The sequence below is a fragment of the Pseudonocardia alaniniphila genome (assembly GCF_022524485.1).
GTDB classification, from domain to species: domain Bacteria; phylum Actinomycetota; class Actinomycetes; order Mycobacteriales; family Pseudonocardiaceae; genus Pseudonocardia; species Pseudonocardia alaniniphila.
Genome location: NZ_JAKXMK010000011.1, coordinates 25,213 through 41,876 on the forward strand (window position 1 = coordinate 25,213; position 16,664 = coordinate 41,876).

Consider the following 16,664-nt stretch of genomic DNA (forward strand, 5'->3'; position numbering starts at 1 on the left):
GAGTCAGCCCCGCCGGACGTCCGCACGCGTCTCGACGGCCGCGCCCGCCAGCACCAGGCAGCCCAGCGACAGCGGCAGCAACGCCGGGAGCTGCCACGTCAGCACCGCGACGGCGACGAGCGCCCCGGCCAGCAGGGCACTGCCGGAGAGATCGGCACGGGCACGGGACGCCGCCAGCCGGACCAGCGCGAGCCACGACGGCCCGTCGGGACGCCACCGCGCCGCGGCGCGCAGGAGGACGACGAGCGCGCCCGCACCGGCAGCTACGACGACCATCGCCACAGCCGCGCCACCCGGCACCGGAGCCCGGAGCAGGACGAGCGCGTCGAACCCGAGGAGCGCCCCGCCGCCTGCGACGCCGACCGCTGCGGGTGCGCTCGTCCGAAGGGCTGCGCGCAGGTCGCTGACGAAGATGCGGGCACCGCCGGCCCGATGGTCGACGATTCTGCGGACGCCCGAGCACCCGGCTGCGAGCGCTGCCGGAAGCGTGACGACGGGCAACGCCGCCACTGCCACCAGCACGCCGAGAAGCAGGCACTCGGCGAAGAGCTCCAGCCGGCTCACGTGCGTGGTCTCCGTGGTCATCCCTTCACCCCCGACGTCGCCACGCCCTCCACGAGGTAGCGCTGGAAGGCCAGGAAGAACAGCAGTACGGGGACGAGCGCCAGCAGCGACATCGCGATCATCGCCCCGTAGTCGGACGTGGTGGTCTGGTCGATGAACGCCTGCAGCGCGATCGGGAGCGGGTAGTTCTCCGGGCTGTTGAGATACAGCAGCGGGCCGAGGAAATCGTTCCACGTCCAGATGAACGTGAAGATCGACACGGTGATCAGCGCCGGCCGTGACAGCGGGAGGATCACGTTCCAGAACAGTCTCAGGTGGCCGCAGCCGTCGATCGTGGCGGCCTCGTCGAGCTCCTTCGGCAGAGTGCGCATGAACTGCACGATCAGGAACACGAAGAACGCCTCGGTGGCGAGGAACTTGCCGATCAGCAGGGGCACGAACGTGTCGATCAGCCCGGCCCGCTGGAAGATGATGTACTGCGGAATGATCATGACGTGGAACGGCAGCAACAACGTGCCGATCATCATCGTGAACATGAGGCCGCGGCCACGGAAGCGCAGCCGGGCGAACGCGTATCCCGCCATCGCCGACGACGCCACCGTGCCGATCACGGCGAGCCCGGCCAGCACCACGGAATTGCGGAAGAACGTCCACACGCTCACCCCGGCGATACCCTCAGCGGCCCGGGCGTAGTTCGCCCCCGTCGGCTCGGCGGGAAACAGCTCGAGGCTGCCGACGATGTCCGTCGACGGTTTGAACGACGCCCCGATCGTCCAGGCCACCGGGTAGAGCAAGACCACGAGGATCGCGAGCGCGGCGGCGTGCCAGACCGCCCGGCGGACACGGGTGCTCATCGCGTTCATGAGTTGCTCCCGTCGTTGTAGAACACCCACGAGCGCGACGTGCGGAAGAGCACCGCGGTGACCAGCCCGACGGCGAGAAGGAGCATCCACGCCATCGCCGACGCGTATCCCATCCGGAAGTCCTGGAAGCCGCGTTCGTACAGGTAGAGCGTGTAGAACAGCGTCGAGCCCGCAGGACCGCCGAGACCGTTGCCGCTGCTCACCACGAATGCGCTGGTGAACGCCTGGAAGGCGCCGATCGTCTCCATCAGCACGTTGAAGAAGATCACCGGCGACAGCGTCGGCAGGGTGATCGACCAGAACTTGCGCCACGCGCCCGCGCCGTCGCACTCGGCGGCCTCGTACAACTCGCGCGGAATCTGCTGGAGCCCGGCCAGGAAGATCACCATCGGGGCGCCGAACTGCCACACGGCGAGCAGCACGAGGATCATCAGCGCCCGCGACGGATCGCCGACCCACCCGCCCGACGGGAAGCCGATCGCCGTGAGCACCCGGTCGACAGCGGCGTCGTCGCTGAAAAGGGCACGCCACGTGATCGCGATGCTGACGCTCGCGCCGATCAGCGAGGGCGCGTAGAACGCCGAGCGGTAGAACCCCTGAGCCCTGCGCGGCCGGGCCAGCAACATCGCGACAGCCAGTGCGACGGCCAGCTTGAGCGGGGCCGAGAGCACCACGTACGTGAGCGTGACCAGCACGGACTGGCGCCACCGCTGGTCTGAGAACATGTCGACGTAGTTCTCGAGCCCGACCCACTCCGGCGCCGTGAACAGGTTGTAGTCGGTGAACGACAGGTAGAGCGACGCCAGCATCGGCCCGAGCGTCAGCAGGACCATGCCGAGGATCCACGGACTCAGGAAGAAGTACCCGGCCGGTCCGTCCGAGCGCAGCGATCGCCGTGCGCGCCCGCCCGTCCGGGGGTGGGCCCGAGGGGGACCGGCGCTCGGCGGAGGGCTCCCGGACAGAGTGGGCCCCGCACTGGTCCCCGCCGTCACCGCAGTGCTGCCTCGGTCTCGTTGAACCACTGCGCCGCGGCGTCCTGCACCGAGATGCGGCCGTAGGCCAGCTCCTCGTTGATGCGCAGGAAGGCGGAGTCGGCGGTGCCGACACCTGCGGGCGGGAGGGTCGAGGGCACCGTCAGGTACTGGGCGATCGTGTTCTCGTACTCGGCCACGGCCGCATCGGTCGCCGACAGCTTCGGAGTGGCGGCCTCACGCTGCGCGTTGCTGGCCGGCAGGCCGCGGTTACCGCCGAAGATCTCCCCGACGCGCGGGTCGTTGACCATGAAGTCGATCAGCTCCGCGGCTTGGCGCGGGTGGTCGGTGCCGCTGAACGCCGAGAGCAGGATGCCTGGACGCAGCCGCAGCCCCAGGTCGTCGGGGTTCGAGCTGGGCAGCGCGCCGAGAGCGAGCTTCCGCTCGGACTCCCCCGCGTACCGGGTGAGCATGCTGTCGAGGTTCACGGTGGACGCCGCGAGGTCGGCACCCATCACGGTGACCGGCAGGGCCTGGGCGACCTTGTCCTGGGGCGGGAACGCACCGGCCGCGCGCAGGTCGACGCCCTGCTGCCAGAACCGCTGCAGGTCCTCGTGCGTGGCCTCGATCCGGCCGTCCTCGGTGAAGAGGACCTTGCCCTGCTGGCGCAGCCAGATCTCGAAGACGCCCATGATCGACGTGTAGTCCCACGCGCCCGCCATGCCGGCGGTCCGGGCAACCTGGGTGACGGCCGCCCCGTACTCCTCCCAGGTCCAGCGCTCGGGGATCGCGACGCCGGCGGCCTGGAACGCCGCGGGGTCGTAGATCATCCCCCAGGTGTTGCCCGACAGGGCCACCGCGAACCGCTCCCCGCCGACCACACCCGCCTGCTGCAGTCCGGGCAGCAGGTCGTTCACGGGGACGGGGTTCTCCACCTCGTCGAGGTTCAGCAGCAGGCCACGGTCGCCGTACTCGCGCAGGTAGCTGAAGTCCATCTGCAGGACGTCGGGCGTGCCGCCGCCCGCCGACTCGGTGTTGAGCTTCTGCCAGTACTCGGCGAAGTCGGAGAAGTTCGGGACGATCTTGATGTCGGGATGCTCGGTCTCGAAGATCGCGATCGCCTGCTGCATGAGCTCGGCTCGATCGGCGTTGCCCCACCACGAGTAGCGGAGCTCGACAGGGCCGCCGCCGTCGTCACCGCCGCTTCCTCCGCAGGCGGTGAGGACCATCAGGAGGGCAGCGGCCAGCGCAGCCAGCAACCGGGACCGGTGACGCTCTCCGTTGAGCATGCGTTTCTCCAGGTCGGTAGGGAATCGGGTCTGCGTCAGGGACCAGCGGGCCGGACAGCGTCAACACCGTGGTCGTGCTGCAGGCCGAGCCCGAGGGGGGAGGGCTCGGCCTGCAGGCCCCCGCCAGGGCCGGCGGCGCCGGTGCAGGACATCAGCGGTCTGTTCCGTGGGGCAGGGGGCGCGTGCTCACGGATCTCCGATCGACGATGACGGGGAGCGGAAAGCGCTTGCTACGTTCGCACAGGATGAACAACCGCACAATCCGTAAATTTCCGAAACTTCCGACCCCCACCGCGCCCGGGTAGCCAAGCCCGCGACATGGACACATGACGCGGAACGGGGCCTTGCAAACAGCGACACGTGTCCATGACGCTGCCGGCTCACGCCGGAGCGGGGTCGCGCGCGACTTGGTTGCGCGTTGCCGGCGGGACGCCCCCTGGTGCCGCCCGGATGATCGCTCCGAGATCCAGATGTCCGCCGTGGCGAGGGCTGATATGCCGATCTCACGACGATCTTCGCCGGAACCCGGTTCTGGCGGGGTGGGTCCGGCTTCGGCAGCCCGCCCGTCGCGACATGGACACATGACGCGGAACGGGGGCCGCGCGAACGGCGACACGTGTCCATGTCGCTGCTGCACCGGTGGCTCGCGGGGCGTCAGGGCTTGGGGGCTGGGCCCGTGCTCTCGCGCACCACCAGGTGCGTCGCCAGTTCCACGCGGGGTGGGGGTGTGGTGTCCTCGGCCGCCAGCGCCAGCCGCACGGCCTCGCTCGCCATCCGCGCCAGGGGTTGGCGCACCGTCGTGAGCTGCGGCGTCATGTCCTCGCAGAACGCGATGTCGTCGAAGCCGACCACGGAGAGGTCCTCGGGGATGCGCAGGCCGCGCGCCGCAGCTTCCTGGTAGACACCCACGGCCTGCATGTCCGAGCCGGCGAAGATCGCCGTGGGGGGCTCGGCCAGGTCGAGCATCTGCTGGGCACCCAGCCGGCCACCGTGGGGCCGGAAGTCGCCGAAGTACACGAGGTCCTCGTCGGGCGCGATGCCGGCGCGTCCCAGCGCGGCCCGGTAGCCCTCGACGCGCTCCTGGCTGCACACCAGTTGCGGACGCCCGGAGATCACGCCGATCCGGCGGTGCCCGAGGGAGACCAGGTGCTCGACGGCGCTGAGCCCGCCTGCCCAGTTCGTGGCGCCGACCGTGGCGAACGACGGGTCGCTTCCGCCCACCGGGTCCAGCAGCACGATCGGGGTGTGCAGGGCGCCCAGCTGCTCCACCACCTCGGGGTCGGGCTCGCTCACTACGAGAACGAGGCCGTCCGAGCGGCGGGCGGTCAGGTGGTCGAGCCATTGCCGGTCGCCCGCGGGACGGTTCTCCGCCGAGGTGAGGACGATCTGGGCGCCCGCCTTCCTGGCCTCGGCCTCGGCGCCGCGCAGCACCTCGACCACCCAGGGCGAGTCGAGGCTCGGCAGCACCATGTCCACCAGGCCGACCCGCCGCTGGATGCCGGGCTTGCGTCGCTGGTAGCCGCGGTCGGCCATCACCTGCTTGACCCGTAGTCGGGTGGCCTCGGCGACGTCGGAGCGCCCGTTCAGGACCTTGGAGACCGTCGGGACCGACACACCGGCGTGCTCGGCGATCTCCGCGATCGTCACGCGGCTGCTGGTCGTGTCCAGGGATCCTCCCGAGCTCGGGCCGAGGGCGGCGCGAATGCTAGCCGAAACTTTCTGCGGCGGTCACGGCGCGATATCGGTCGGCCGTCGAGGGCTTGACGATCGCCGGATCGGAAACCTACGGTCGGCCACCTTGAATCGCAAGTCTCGGAAAGTTTCGGCGCCTGGCTCGAAGGGGAGTCCGCAGTGACCAGACGACCTCAGGGCGCCGCCTCGTCCCGCATCGCAGGACGAGCGGCACTACCGCTCGATCCGGCCGGTCGGCGGTGCCGTTCGCGCGGCACCGACCCGTTGCGGTGCTCGGGACTTGTGGGCTTCTTCCTCGGTGAGCGGCCGATCGCCGCCGACTCCGAGCGGCACGCTCCCGCGCAGTCGCGCACCCGGCGGACCATCCCGCAGCAGCCCGCCGACACCCGGGTCGTGGCCGCTGCCTGACGAGGGCAAAGGCCGCGACCGACCACTGATTCCACTCCCGAGGGAGAGCACATGCCGACCTGGTCCACCATGCGGACGGCGCTGGCTGCAGCCGCCGTCGCGCTGACCGTCACAGCCACCGCCGCCTGTGGCACCGCCGGCCCCGCGGGGGCAGGCGGGGGCGGCCTCACGTTGTGGACGCTCAAGAACGAGGGCATCAACGATGTGCAGCAGGCCGCCGCCGACTCCTTCAACGCCGGTGAAGGCCCGGACATCGCACTCCGGATCTACGTCAACGACCCTTACAAGGCGGCGCTGCAGACGGCGATCGGATCGCCGAACGCGCCGGACGTCTTCTACAACTGGGGCGGCGGCAACCTCAAGGGTTATGTCGACGCCGGTCAGGCGGCCGACCTGAGCGCCGCCCTCGACGCGAACCCCGCGGTGAAGGATGCCTTCCTGCCCAGCGTGCTCGACGTCGGGACGATCGACGGCAAGGTCTACGGCATCCCGATGCAGGGCGTGCAGCCCGTCTCGTTCTTCTACAACAAGGACGTCCTCTCGACGGCCGGCATCGGCACGTTCCCCACCACCTGGCAGGGCTTCCTGGAGATGGTGGACAAGCTCAAGGCCGCCGGGGTGCAGCCGATCGCCCTGGCCGGCTCCCAGCCGTGGACCGAGCTGATGTACCTGGAGTACCTGCTGGAGCGCAACGGCGGTCCCGGGAAGTTCCAGGCGATCGTCAACGGAACGCCGGGTGCGTGGAGCGACGCCGCGGTGGTCACATCGCTGCGCCAGATCAAGGATCTGATCGACCGGGGCGCGTTCGGCAGCAACTTCTCGGCGGTCAACTACGACAACCAGGGCTCGCAGGCGCTGCTCACCAGCGGCCGTGCCGCGATGGAGCTCATGGGTTCGTGGGAGGTCACGAGCCTCAACGACAACTTCCCGGACTTCGTGAAGGCGGGCAAGCTCGGCTGGGCCGACTTCCCCGCGGTCGAGGGCGGTGCCGGTGACCCCAAGGTCATCGTCGGCAACCCCAGCAACTTCTACTCGGTGGCCGCAAGCTCGTCGAACGTCGCGGCGGCCACGAAGTTCCTGATCGACAACATGACCAGCCCCGCCTACGTCAAGGGCATGATCGACGTCGGCCAGGTGCCGGCGATCAAGGGTCTGGACCAGCAGATCGCCACCGGCGAGTTCGCCGACTACAACCAGTACGTCTACAAGATGGTGCAGGACGCGCCGAGCTTCACGCAGTCCTGGGACCAGGCCCTCCCGGCCGACGTCTCCCAGGCGATGCTCACCAACCTCTCGCAGGTGTTCCTGGGCAGCATGACGCCGGAGCAGTTCGGTCAGGCGATGGACGCGGCTGCGCAGTGAGCGAGCTTGCGAGCGAACCAACGTCACGGGCACCGCGCGAAGCGTCGGCCGGGCGCAGCGAGGTCCTGCGGTGAGTCGGTCCACCTCCAATGTGGACGTGGCACGGCCCGGCTTCGGCTGGGTCGTGCCCGCCCTGGTGTTCTTCGCGCTGTTCGCCCTGGTGCCGATGCTGGCGCTGATCTACCTCAGCTTCACGACCTACGACGGGCTGAACCCGCCGGTGTGGGTGGGGATCCAGAACTGGCGGACGCTGGCCGGGGACCAGGTGTTCCTCGACTCGCTGCGGCTCTCCGGGATGCTCACGCTGCTGTCCTGGTTGTTTCAGACGGCCGTCGCGTTGCCGCTCGGTGTCTATCTGGCGGGTAAGCAGCGCACACGGGCGGTGCTCGCGGCGATCTTCTTCGTGCCGCAGCTGATGTCCGGCGCCGCGATCGCGGTGCTGTGGGGCACGCTGTTCGATCCCAACTTCGGGCTGGCGAGCGTGCTGGGCCCGCTGGTCGGGGTGCCCGACGGCAACTTCATCGGCAGCCCGTCACTCGCGTTCTACGTGGTTCTCTTCGTGATCTCGTGGCAGTTCATGCCGTTCCACACCTTGTTCTACCAAGCGGCGGCCAGGGCGATCCCGGAGTCGCTCTACGAGGCGGCCACCCTCGACGGCGCCGGCCGGTGGCGGCAGTTCCGGTCGATCACGGTGCCCCAGCTGCGGCACACGATCATCACTTCCGGCGTCCACATCATCGTCGGGTCGCTGACGTACTTCGAGATCGTCCTGATCCTGACGAACGGAGGGCCCGGCACCGCCACCCGGATCCTGCCGCTGCACATGTACATCGAGGGCTTCCGCAGCTTCCAGATGGGCTACTCCGCTGCGCTCGCCGTGGTGCTGCTCGTGATCGGCACCGCGCTCTCGCTCGTGATCACCCGAGTCACGGGCTACCGCCGGATGGCCAGTCAGCGGGAGGGCTTGTGACCGAGCTTGCGAGGTCACCGTTGGACACAGCACGCCCCGGCACGGGTCCGACGAGCGTCAGCGAGGAGGGCTTGTGACCGAGCTTGCGAGGTCACCGTTGGACACAGCACGCCCCGGCACGGGTCCGACGAGCGTCAGCGAGGAGGGCCTGTGACGACAACGAGTCCCTCGACGTCGCGCCCGGCGCCGCCGCCTGCTCCTCCCACCGGGCCGCAGTGGTCGCCGCGCAGGCGCCCCCGGCGCTCGGGCGCCTACCAGCGGCCCAACGTCGTCGGAGGCCTGGGTGCGGGAGTCTGGCTCGTCATCGTGGCGGTGCCGCTCTACTTCCTGGCGGTCACCAGCCTCCGGGCGTCCGGTGCGTATCTCGCCGACGGCCCGATGGCGCTCCCGACGAGCCTCACCGCCGAGAACTACGTCACCGTCCTCACGTCGGAGTTCCCCCGCTACTTCCTCAACAACCTGCTCGTGACGGCGGCGTGCGTCGCGATCGTGCTGGTGCTGGCGCTGCCCGCCGCGTTCGCGATCGTGCGCAGCCGAAGCCGGCTGGTCTCCACCGGTTTCTCGGTCGTCCTGCTCGGGCTGGCGGTGCCCGCCCAGGCGGTGATCGTGCCGCTGTACCTGATGATCACTCAGCTGCGGCTGTACGACTCTCTCCTCGCGATCATCCTGCCGACGGCGGCCTTCGCGCTGCCTCTGTCGATCGTGGTGCTGACGTCGAGCCTGCGGGACGTGCCGACAGAGCTGTACGAGGCGATCGCCATCGACGGGGCCGGCACGATGCGCACGCTCTTCTCCCTGGTGCTCCCGCTGTCGCGCCCCGGCCTGGCGACGATCGGCATCTACACCGCACTGCAGGCCTGGAACGGGTTCCTGTTCCCCCTGGTGCTGACCCAGGACCCGGCCGTCCGGGTGCTCACGCTCGGCCTGTGGGACTTCCAGGGTCAGTACGGCACGAACGTGCCGCTGGTGACGGCCGCCGTGACCCTTTCCCTGCTCCCCCTGCTGGTGGTCTACCTGCTCGGGCGCCGCTTCCTGCTCGCGGGCCTCACCGCGGGCACCGGCAAGTGAACCTCCCCGATCGCCGAACTTCCGAGAGGACGTCATGAGTACCGACGTGTCCACCACGAGCGCCGCGACGGGCGTCGACGACCCGCGGGTCGCCGAGCTCGTCGCCCGCATGACGCTCGAGGAGAAGCTCGCCCAGCTGGTGGGCCTGTGGGAGGGGCGTGGCGGCTCCGGCGCAGGCGGCGACGTCGCTCCGATGCAGGACGCGATGCAGGCCGATGAGAGCGGGTTCGAGGAGTTCGCCCGGCACGGGCTCGGACATGTGACCCGCCCGTTCGGCACCGCGCCGGTCGACCCCGTCGAGGGCGCCAGGGCCCTCGCCGCGAAGCAGCGCTGGCTCACCGAGCACACCCGTCTCGGCATTCCGGCGCTGGTGCACGAGGAGTGCCTCACGGGGCTCGCGGCCTGGAAGGCCACCACGTTCCCCGCGCCGCTGTCCTGGGGCGCGAGCTTCCATCCGGAACTGGTGCAGGAGATGGGCGCGGCGATCGGACGGTCGATGGCCGCGCTCGGCGTCCACCAGGGGCTCGCTCCCGTGCTCGACGTGGTGCGGGACGCCCGCTGGGGCCGGGTCGAGGAGTGCATCTCCGAGGACCCCTACCTGGTCGGCACGGTCGCCACCGCCTACGTCCGAGGCGTCCAGAGCACCGGTGTCGTGGCCACCCTCAAGCACTTCGTCGGGTACTCGAACTCGCGGGCAGGACGCAACCTCGCGCCGGTGCACGCCGGGCCGCGCGAGGTCACCGACGTCCTGCTGCCCCCGTTCGAGATGGCGGTGCTCGACGGCGGCGTGGACTCGGTGATGAACTCCTACGCCGAGATCGACGGCCTTCCGGTCGCCGCTGACGCCGGTCTGCTGACCGGTCTGCTGCGGGAGCGGTGGGGGTTCGCGGGCACGGTGGTGTCGGACTACTTCGCCGTCGCGTTCCTGCACACCCTGCACGGCGTGGCGGCCGACCTGGGCGACGCCGCGGCGCAGGCCCTCGTGGCGGGCATCGACGTCGAGTTGCCCACCGGCACGGCCTACCTGGCTCCGCTCGCCGCCGTCGTGCGTTCCGGCGAGCTGCCCGAGGAGGTGGTCGACCGTGCCGTGCACCGGGTGCTGGGGCAGAAGGCCCGGCTCGGTCTGCTCGACGCGGTGTTCGACGAGACCGCCGTGGACGACGTCATCGATCTCGACCCGGCCGGGCACCGCGCGCTGGCCGCCCGGCTGGCCGAGGAGTCGGTGGTGCTGCTCGGCAACGACGGCGTCCTGCCGCTGGACCCGGGCACGGGGAGCCGGATCGCGGTTGTCGGCCCGAACGCCGACGACACCTCGGCGCTCTTCGGCTGCTACAGCTTCGCCAACCACGTGCTCGCCCAGCACCCCGGCACCGAGCTCGGCCTCGACGTGTCGAGCGTGCTCGGGGCGCTGCGAGCCGAGCTGACCGGCGCGAACATCGAGTACACCCGCGGCTGTGACGTCGACACCGCGGACACCACCGGCCTGTCCGTCGCCGTGGCCGCCGCCCGGGACGCGGAGCTCTGCATCGCGGTGGTCGGCGACCGGGCGGGCCTGTTCGGCCGCGGCACCTCCGGTGAGGGCTGCGATGCCGAGTCGCTGGACCTCCCGGGCGTGCAGCGGCAGCTCGTGGAGGCGCTGCTGGACACCGGCACCCCGGTCGTCCTCGTGCTCCTCACCGGTCGGCCGTACGCCATCGGGTGGGCGCTCGACCGGTGCGCGGCCGTCGTCCAGGCGTTCTTTCCCGGGCAGGAGGGCGCCGCGGCGATCGCCGGGGTGCTGTCGGGCCGCGTCAACCCCTCGGGCCGGCTCCCGGTGAGCCTGCCCCGCTCCGTCGGTGCCCAGCCCTACAGCTACCTGCACCCGAAGCTCGGGGGTGCCAGCTCGGTGAGCAACATCGACACCGAGCCCGTGCGCCCGTTCGGCTATGGGCTCTCCTACACGGCGTTCGAGCACGCCGACCTGCGTGTCGTCGCCGAGCAGGTGGCCACGGACAGCGCGATCCAGGTGGTCTCCCGGGTCACCAACACCGGCGAGCGGGCCGGCACGGAGATCGTCCAGCTGTACGCCACGGACGTCGTCGCCACCGTGACGCGTCCGGTGGTGCAGCTGCTGGGCTACGCCCGCGTGCACCTGGACGCGGGCGAGAGTGCCGAGGTCACCTTCGACGTGCCCACTCAGCGGCTCGCCTTCAGCGACCGGCGGATGGTGCGGGTGGTCGAGCCGGGCACGATCGCGCTCTTCGTCGGTACGGACTGCGAGAGCCCGGTGCTGACGGCAGCGGTGGAGCTGACCGGACCCGTCCACGAGGTGAGCTCGGCCGACCGCCGGCTGGTCGAGGTGACGATCAGCCGGGCCTGACGCGCAGGAGGGTCGAGTTGTTCAGCGCGCTCTAGAAGCGGCCGCCGCCACCGCGGCGGCCGCGCGTCGCGGAACCACCGAAGCTGCCGGGGCTCCTCCGGGGGGCACCGCCACCACCGAAACCGCCACCGCGGCTGCGGCCGCCGCCGTAGTAGCCCCCGCCGCGGGAGCCGGCCAGGATCCCGCCGAGGATCAGGCTGCCGAGGTCGATCCCGCTCGACGCGGTGGGTGACGGCACCGGGCGGGACCAGCGGGAGACGTCCGTCTGCGCCAGCCGCAGGGCCTCCTGTGCGAGGGCGTCGGCCTGCTGCGCCTCCCGGAGTGCGGCGACCGGGTCGCCGCCGGCGCCCGCCTGCTGCAGGTGCCGCTGTGCCTCGGCGAGCCGGGTGCGCGCCTCGCTCCCGACCGCGCCGCGCCGGGTCGCGATGAAGTCGCCAGCCGCTGACACGGTGGAACGGGCGGTGAGCACAGCCTGGTCGAGGGCCGCGGCGGCGCGACGGGCCCGGTCCTTCGCCATCCGCGCCTGGTCGAGGCCCTGATCCAGCGCGGTACCGGCTTCGTCGAGGAGCCGCAGCGCGGAGATCGGGTCGGGCTGTTGTGCTGACGCGGCCTGGTCGGCTGCCGCCACAGCGGCCTCGGCCCGTGCGACGACCGGGCCCAGGTCGCCGGCATCGTTCGACGCCGACAGCGCCCGGGCCTCGGCGAGGTCCTGCACCACCTCCGCGCGGGCGGCGGAGACCCGACCTGCCGCGTCGGCGAGCTCGGCCTCCCGCCGCCCGATCCCGTCGAGCAGCGTCTCGGCCTGCGTGATCGCGTCCTCCGCGGCCCGCCCGGACACCACGGCCGCGGCCGGGCCGGGGGTGGCGAGCTCGGTGCGCGCCTCGTCGACCTCCGCCTGCGCCGCGGTGAGCAGCTGGCGCGCCTGGTCGAGGTTGCCCGCCACCGGCGCCAGCGCGGGGGCGGCGTAGCGCCCTTGCAGCGCGCTCCAGCTCGTCGCGACCTCCGGAAGCCGGGCCGTGACGGAATCGAGCCGCCCACCCAACCCGGCGATGTACTCCGGTGCCTTCGCCTCGAGGCCACGCAGCTTGTCGAACGCCTCGACTCGCGCGTCCAGCCGCTTGTCGGCGGCACCGGCAGTGCGGATGATCCGGCCGTACATCGACCGCTTCGTCGGCTCGTCCTCGGGCTGGTCGTCGTCGAGCTGCTGGCGGACCTCGAAGGCGGCGAGCATGTCAGCGCGCGACTGCTCCAGCGCGGCCGCGAACTCCGCCACGGCCTGGTCGCCGAAGTGGGCGCGGGCCGCCGACAGCTCCTGCTCGGAGGTGCGCACGGCGTCGTCGACGTCGATGAGGGCGGCGCTGGCGCGGTACGCGAGGTCGTCGGTGGAGACATCGCTGAACTCGTCGCGCTGTGCGGGCGGAGGTGGGCCCGCCCCGGCAGCCGCCGGTGCGTCGGCCCGCGCCTTCCTCCGTTGACGGGCGAACAGGTACGCCCCGCCGCCGAGCACTGCGGCGCCGCCGACGACCAGCACGCCGACCGGGACCCCCGGACCGGAGCTGCCGGCCGTGCGCAGCCCGTCCGCGAGACCGATCGCCGCGCCTGCCCAGTCGCCTGCTGCCAGCCGCGGCTCGACGTCCCTCGTGCGGATGCGGTCCGTCTCGGCCACCGAGAGCGGGAACCCGTCGGCGACCGAGATGTAGTACGCGCGGTCCCCGGTGGCCACGGCGAGGAGGACGTCCTCGGTGCCGAGCTGGGACAGCTGCGCGGTCTGGTCGGCCCATGCCTGCGGGGAGGCTCCGTCGAACGAGTTGACGTAGACGACGAAGAGGTCGATGCCGTCTTCGGCGCGCAGCCGCTGGATCGCGGCGTTGACCTGCGCCGTCTGACCGGGACCGAGCACCTGCGCTTGGTCGCTGACCCGGTCGACGAGCCGGAACGGCGGCTCGGCGAGCGCCACACCGGCGCCGGCGGCCAGCAGCGCAGCGAGCAGGGCAGGGATGAGGGACAACCTGCGCACGACGACCTCCGCTATCCGGGGACGTCGCCATCATGTCGGCTCGCGGCCCTTTGTGCCGGGAGTCCACCTGGCGGGGATTGGCCCTGGTCACGACCGGGGGACCCCCGAGGATGGGGCAATGGCCGTTGTCGATCTCCGCCCGCTCCCCGTCAACCGGCATCCGGCCAGGCGGATCCCGCAGCTGCTGGTGGGGCTGGTCCTGTACGCGACCAGCATGGCGATGCAGATCCGCGGGGCACTGGGAATCAACCCGTGGGACGTGCTGCACGAGGGAATCACGGAGCAGACGCCGCTCAGCTTCGGCTCGGTCACGGCCATCACCGGCGTACTGGTGCTGCTGCTGTGGATCCCGCTGCGCCAGCGGCCCGGTATCGGGACGGTCGCGAACGTCGTCGTGATCGCCCTGGTCGTCGACGCCGCGCTGGCGGTGATCCCGGAGCCGGCGGGGCTCCCCGCGCGCATCGCGCTGCTGGTGGGCGGCGTCGTTCTGAACGGCGTCGCCACGGCGGCCTACGTCGGGGCGCGGCTCGGCCCTGGCCCGCGTGACGGACTGATGACTGGTCTGGCCGGCCGCACCGGCTGGTCCGTGCGGCTCGTCCGGACGTGCATTGAGGCAACTGTGCTCTTCGCCGGGTGGCTCCTCGGTGGCACAGTCGGAGTGGGCACCGTGTTCTACGCACTCGCCATCGGGCCGCTCACACAGGCGTTTCTCCCCCTGCTGACAGTGCGGGACGGCCGAGGCGAACGTGAGGGTTCCTGATCCACAAGATCAACCGGACGCAGGTGCGGCAGGAGTCGGCCCTAGGCTTGGTTGAAGGCTCACCGACGCGCCTGCACGGATTGACGGCGCCGGCCTCGCCGCGCCTCGACCATCTCATCGATCGGCCAAGGAGATTTCATGAAGATCGGTCTCGGGCTTCCGAACCAGGTCCGAAACGTACGCCCCGACACGATTTCGCTGTGGGCGGCGAAGGCCGAGGAGGCCGGCTTCTCCACTCTGGGCACCGTCGGCCGTTATGCCTACCCCGGCGTGAGCGACACGGTCACGCTCGCGGCTGCGGCGGGCGCGACCAGCACGATCGGGCTGTTCAGCCACGTCATGCTCGCCCCGGTGTGGCCGGGAGAGCTCTTGGCCAAGGAACTGGCAGGCATCGACGGGGTGTCCGGCCACCGGCTCACGCTCGGTCTCGGCATCGGCGGGCGTCCGGACGACTTCGTCGTGGACGGGTACGGGATGAGCGGTCGCGGCAAGCGGTTCGACCGCGACCTCGAGATCTACCGCAGCGTCTGGAACGGTGACCCGGTCGGGGGCGGCGTCAACCCCGCTGTGCCCACCGGCACCCGTCAGATCCCGCTGCTCTTCGGCGGTTTCAGCCCTGCGGCGCTCGGGCGCATGGCGCGCATCGGCGAGGGCTACGTCGGCGCCTCGATGCCGGCGTCCATGGTCGCTCCGTCCTTCGAGGCCGCCAGGGCGGCGTGGACGGAGGCGGGGCGCCCCGGCCAGCCCCGGATCGTCGCGATCGGCTACTTCGCCCTCGGCGCGGAGGACCAGGGTCGCGCCAACGTCAAGGACTACTACAGCTTCCTGGGCGAGGAGATGTCGAACGGATCCGCGGCCGGCGTGAGCGGCTCGCCGGAGGCCGTGCGTGAGGCCGTCAAGGAGTACGAGGACCTCGGTGCCGACGAGTTCATCCTCATCGGGACGACCGACGACATCGACGAGGTCTCCCGCGCGGCCGAGATCGTCTTCTGACCTTCGGCTAGTTCGTACCGGCCGGCAGCGGCCGCCGAGCCGTCCCCCGACGCCCGCGGCCGCTGCCCGCCGGTCAGTGCACGACCGCGGCTTCCATGGCCGCAGCCGAAGGCTCCACGTCGGGCAGCCGCCACGGCCGCACGACGACGACGAGGACGAGCGTCGAGAGCACCAGGCCGCCGGCGACGATGGTGCCCATCGCAACGGCGTTGTTGCCCAGCACGCCCACCAGCGGCGAGACGAGCGCGCCGACTCCGAACTGCACCGCACCCAGCAGGGCGGCGGCGGTGCCTGCGGCCTCGCCGTGGTGTGACAGCGCGACGGCCGGGGCGTTGGGCAGGGCGAGGCCGACGGCGAACAGCACCAGCCACAGCGCGACCAGGAACCCGATGACCCCGCCCAGGCCGAGCAGCGCGACCGTGAGCAGCACCAGCCCGGCCACCGAGCCCGCCGCGACGGCGGCGAGCAGCAGCTGACGCGGCTCGAAGCGGCGCAGCAGCACCGGGTTGAGCTGCGTAGCCGCGATCAGCCAGATCGCGGCCGTGCCGAAGACCAGCCCGAACACCTGCTCGCTCAGCCCGTACTCCTCCTGGAAGACGAACGAGGCGCCGGAGACGTACGCCATCACCGCCGACATCGCGAGCGCGGCGACGAGCACGAGTCCGAGGAACGTGCGGTCGCGCAGCAGCCCGCCGTAGGTGCGCAACGTGCCGAGCACGCCGCTCGTCTGGCGGCGCTCAGGCGGAAGCGTCTCCGGCAGGAGCCGCGCCGCCACGGGGATGAGCACGAGCCCGATGACGGCCAGCACCGCGAACACCCCGCGCCACGACGTGAACGCGAGGACGTAGCCGCCGACCGTCGGAGCGATCACGGGGGACACACCCATCACGAGGATCAGCCTCGAGAGCAGAGTCGCGGCTGCCCGCCCGGAGTAGAGGTCGCGCACGATCGCGAGTGCGATCACCGAACCCGCAGCTGCGCCGAGACCCTGCAGCACGCGCAGCCCGCCGAGCACCTCGACGGAGGGCGCGATCAGGCAGAGGGCCGAGGCGAGCACGTGCACGGCCGTTCCGGCGAGGAGCGGCAGCCGCCGGCCGAAGCGGTCCGACAGCGGTCCGATGACCAGCTGCCCGAGACCGAGGCCCAGCAGCGTGCCGGTGAGAGTCAACTGCACGGTGGCCGAGGACGTCAGCAGATCCGTGCTGATCGTCGGCAGCGCGGGCAGGTACATGTCGATGGTGAAGGGCCCCAGCGCGATGAGCGCGCCCAGCACCAGCACCAGCCGGAGGCGAGCCCCCCGGGTGTCCGGTACGGCCGTCACGACACGATCGGGAGTCAGCGTCACGAC

At 71.2% G+C, this 16,664-nt stretch carries 14 protein-coding genes; 7 read left to right on the plus strand and 7 right to left on the minus strand.

Annotated elements, in window-relative coordinates:
* Window positions 1–3 precede the first annotated feature (3 nt).
* From MMF94_RS13865 to MMF94_RS13885, 5 genes are all read right to left on the minus strand, one after another.
* Complete coding sequence (locus MMF94_RS13865; protein WP_241036808.1) at window positions 4–585, minus strand: hypothetical protein; 582 nt, start codon at window positions 583–585, stop codon at window positions 4–6.
* Window positions 582–1,427, minus strand: a complete 846-nt coding sequence (locus MMF94_RS13870) for a carbohydrate ABC transporter permease (RefSeq protein WP_241036809.1) — start codon at window positions 1,425–1,427, stop codon at window positions 582–584. Before MMF94_RS13870 ends, MMF94_RS13865 begins: the two co-directional genes overlap by 4 nt.
* Window positions 1,424–2,260 carry a carbohydrate ABC transporter permease gene (locus tag MMF94_RS13875; protein ID WP_338104203.1) on the minus strand — a complete coding sequence of 279 codons (837 nt, stop codon included), beginning with the start codon at window positions 2,258–2,260 and terminating at the stop codon, window positions 1,424–1,426. The genes MMF94_RS13870 and MMF94_RS13875 overlap by 4 nt, the downstream gene beginning before the upstream one ends.
* Before the next feature lie 155 nt (window positions 2,261–2,415).
* Entirely contained in the window at window positions 2,416–3,687 is a 1,272-nt protein-coding gene (locus tag MMF94_RS13880) for an ABC transporter substrate-binding protein (protein WP_241036810.1), read from the minus strand.
* Window positions 3,688–4,341: 654 nt separating this feature from the next.
* Entirely contained in the window at window positions 4,342–5,334 is a 993-nt protein-coding gene (locus tag MMF94_RS13885) for a LacI family DNA-binding transcriptional regulator (RefSeq protein WP_241036811.1), read from the minus strand.
* Between the two features lie 204 nt (window positions 5,335–5,538).
* Here MMF94_RS13885 and MMF94_RS13890 point away from each other — a divergent pair, with 204 nt between their 5' ends.
* The 5 genes from MMF94_RS13890 (at window position 5,539) to MMF94_RS13910 (ending at window position 11,546) form a co-directional block, all read left to right on the plus strand.
* A complete protein-coding gene (locus MMF94_RS13890) occupies window positions 5,539–5,787 on the plus strand; it encodes a hypothetical protein (RefSeq protein WP_241036812.1) in 249 nt (82 codons plus the stop codon).
* Between the two features lie 51 nt (window positions 5,788–5,838).
* Entirely contained in the window at window positions 5,839–7,149 is a 1,311-nt protein-coding gene (locus MMF94_RS13895) for an extracellular solute-binding protein (protein WP_241036813.1), read from the plus strand.
* A 70-nt stretch (window positions 7,150–7,219) separates the two neighbouring features.
* Window positions 7,220–8,119 (plus strand): carbohydrate ABC transporter permease, encoded by a 900-nt coding sequence (locus tag MMF94_RS13900; RefSeq protein ID WP_241036814.1) that lies wholly within the window; start codon window positions 7,220–7,222, stop codon window positions 8,117–8,119.
* Between the two features lie 150 nt (window positions 8,120–8,269).
* Window positions 8,270–9,187, plus strand: coding sequence for a carbohydrate ABC transporter permease (locus tag MMF94_RS13905; RefSeq protein WP_241036815.1), 918 nt, complete (start codon window positions 8,270–8,272; stop codon window positions 9,185–9,187).
* A gap of 34 nt (window positions 9,188–9,221) precedes the next feature.
* Complete coding sequence (locus tag MMF94_RS13910; RefSeq protein WP_241036816.1) at window positions 9,222–11,546, plus strand: beta-xylosidase/alpha-l-arabinosidase; 2,325 nt, start codon at window positions 9,222–9,224, stop codon at window positions 11,544–11,546.
* A gap of 31 nt (window positions 11,547–11,577) precedes the next feature.
* Here the strand turns inward: MMF94_RS13910 and MMF94_RS13915 are convergent, their stop codons facing one another.
* Window positions 11,578–13,563 carry a TPM domain-containing protein gene (locus tag MMF94_RS13915; RefSeq protein ID WP_241036817.1) on the minus strand — a complete coding sequence of 662 codons (1,986 nt, stop codon included), beginning with the start codon at window positions 13,561–13,563 and terminating at the stop codon, window positions 11,578–11,580.
* A gap of 118 nt (window positions 13,564–13,681) precedes the next feature.
* Between MMF94_RS13915 and yczE the strand changes: the two genes are divergently transcribed.
* Together yczE and MMF94_RS13925 are read left to right on the plus strand one after the other, a co-directional pair.
* The gene (gene yczE / locus MMF94_RS13920; protein ID WP_241036818.1) at window positions 13,682–14,323 is read left to right on the plus strand and encodes a membrane protein YczE; all 642 of its coding nucleotides are present in this window, start codon (window positions 13,682–13,684) and stop codon (window positions 14,321–14,323) included.
* A 138-nt stretch (window positions 14,324–14,461) separates the two neighbouring features.
* Window positions 14,462–15,316 (plus strand): LLM class flavin-dependent oxidoreductase, encoded by an 855-nt coding sequence (locus MMF94_RS13925; protein ID WP_241036819.1) that lies wholly within the window; start codon window positions 14,462–14,464, stop codon window positions 15,314–15,316.
* A gap of 73 nt (window positions 15,317–15,389) precedes the next feature.
* Here the strand turns inward: MMF94_RS13925 and MMF94_RS13930 are convergent, their stop codons facing one another.
* Entirely contained in the window at window positions 15,390–16,637 is a 1,248-nt protein-coding gene (locus MMF94_RS13930; protein ID WP_241036820.1) for a multidrug effflux MFS transporter, read from the minus strand.
* Window positions 16,638–16,664: the final 27 nt, after the last annotated feature.

Excerpts from the sequence above, each read along its gene's own strand:
- MMF94_RS13875 (WP_338104203.1), bottom strand. The coding sequence starts at position 2,260 with ATGGTCCTGCTGACGCTCGGGCCGATGCTGGCGTCGCTCTACCTGTCG.
- yczE (WP_241036818.1), top strand. The coding sequence starts at position 13,682 with ATGGCCGTTGTCGATCTCCGCCCGCTCCCCGTCAACCGGCATCCGGCC.
- MMF94_RS13880 (WP_241036810.1), bottom strand. The coding sequence starts at position 3,687 with ATGCTCAACGGAGAGCGTCACCGGTCCCGGTTGCTGGCTGCGCTGGCC.
- MMF94_RS13895 (WP_241036813.1), top strand. The coding sequence starts at position 5,839 with ATGCCGACCTGGTCCACCATGCGGACGGCGCTGGCTGCAGCCGCCGTC.
- MMF94_RS13910 (WP_241036816.1), top strand. The coding sequence starts at position 9,222 with ATGAGTACCGACGTGTCCACCACGAGCGCCGCGACGGGCGTCGACGAC.
- MMF94_RS13870 (WP_241036809.1), bottom strand. The coding sequence starts at position 1,427 with ATGAACGCGATGAGCACCCGTGTCCGCCGGGCGGTCTGGCACGCCGCC.
- MMF94_RS13925 (WP_241036819.1), top strand. The coding sequence starts at position 14,462 with ATGAAGATCGGTCTCGGGCTTCCGAACCAGGTCCGAAACGTACGCCCC.
- MMF94_RS13865 (WP_241036808.1), bottom strand. The coding sequence starts at position 585 with ATGACCACGGAGACCACGCACGTGAGCCGGCTGGAGCTCTTCGCCGAG.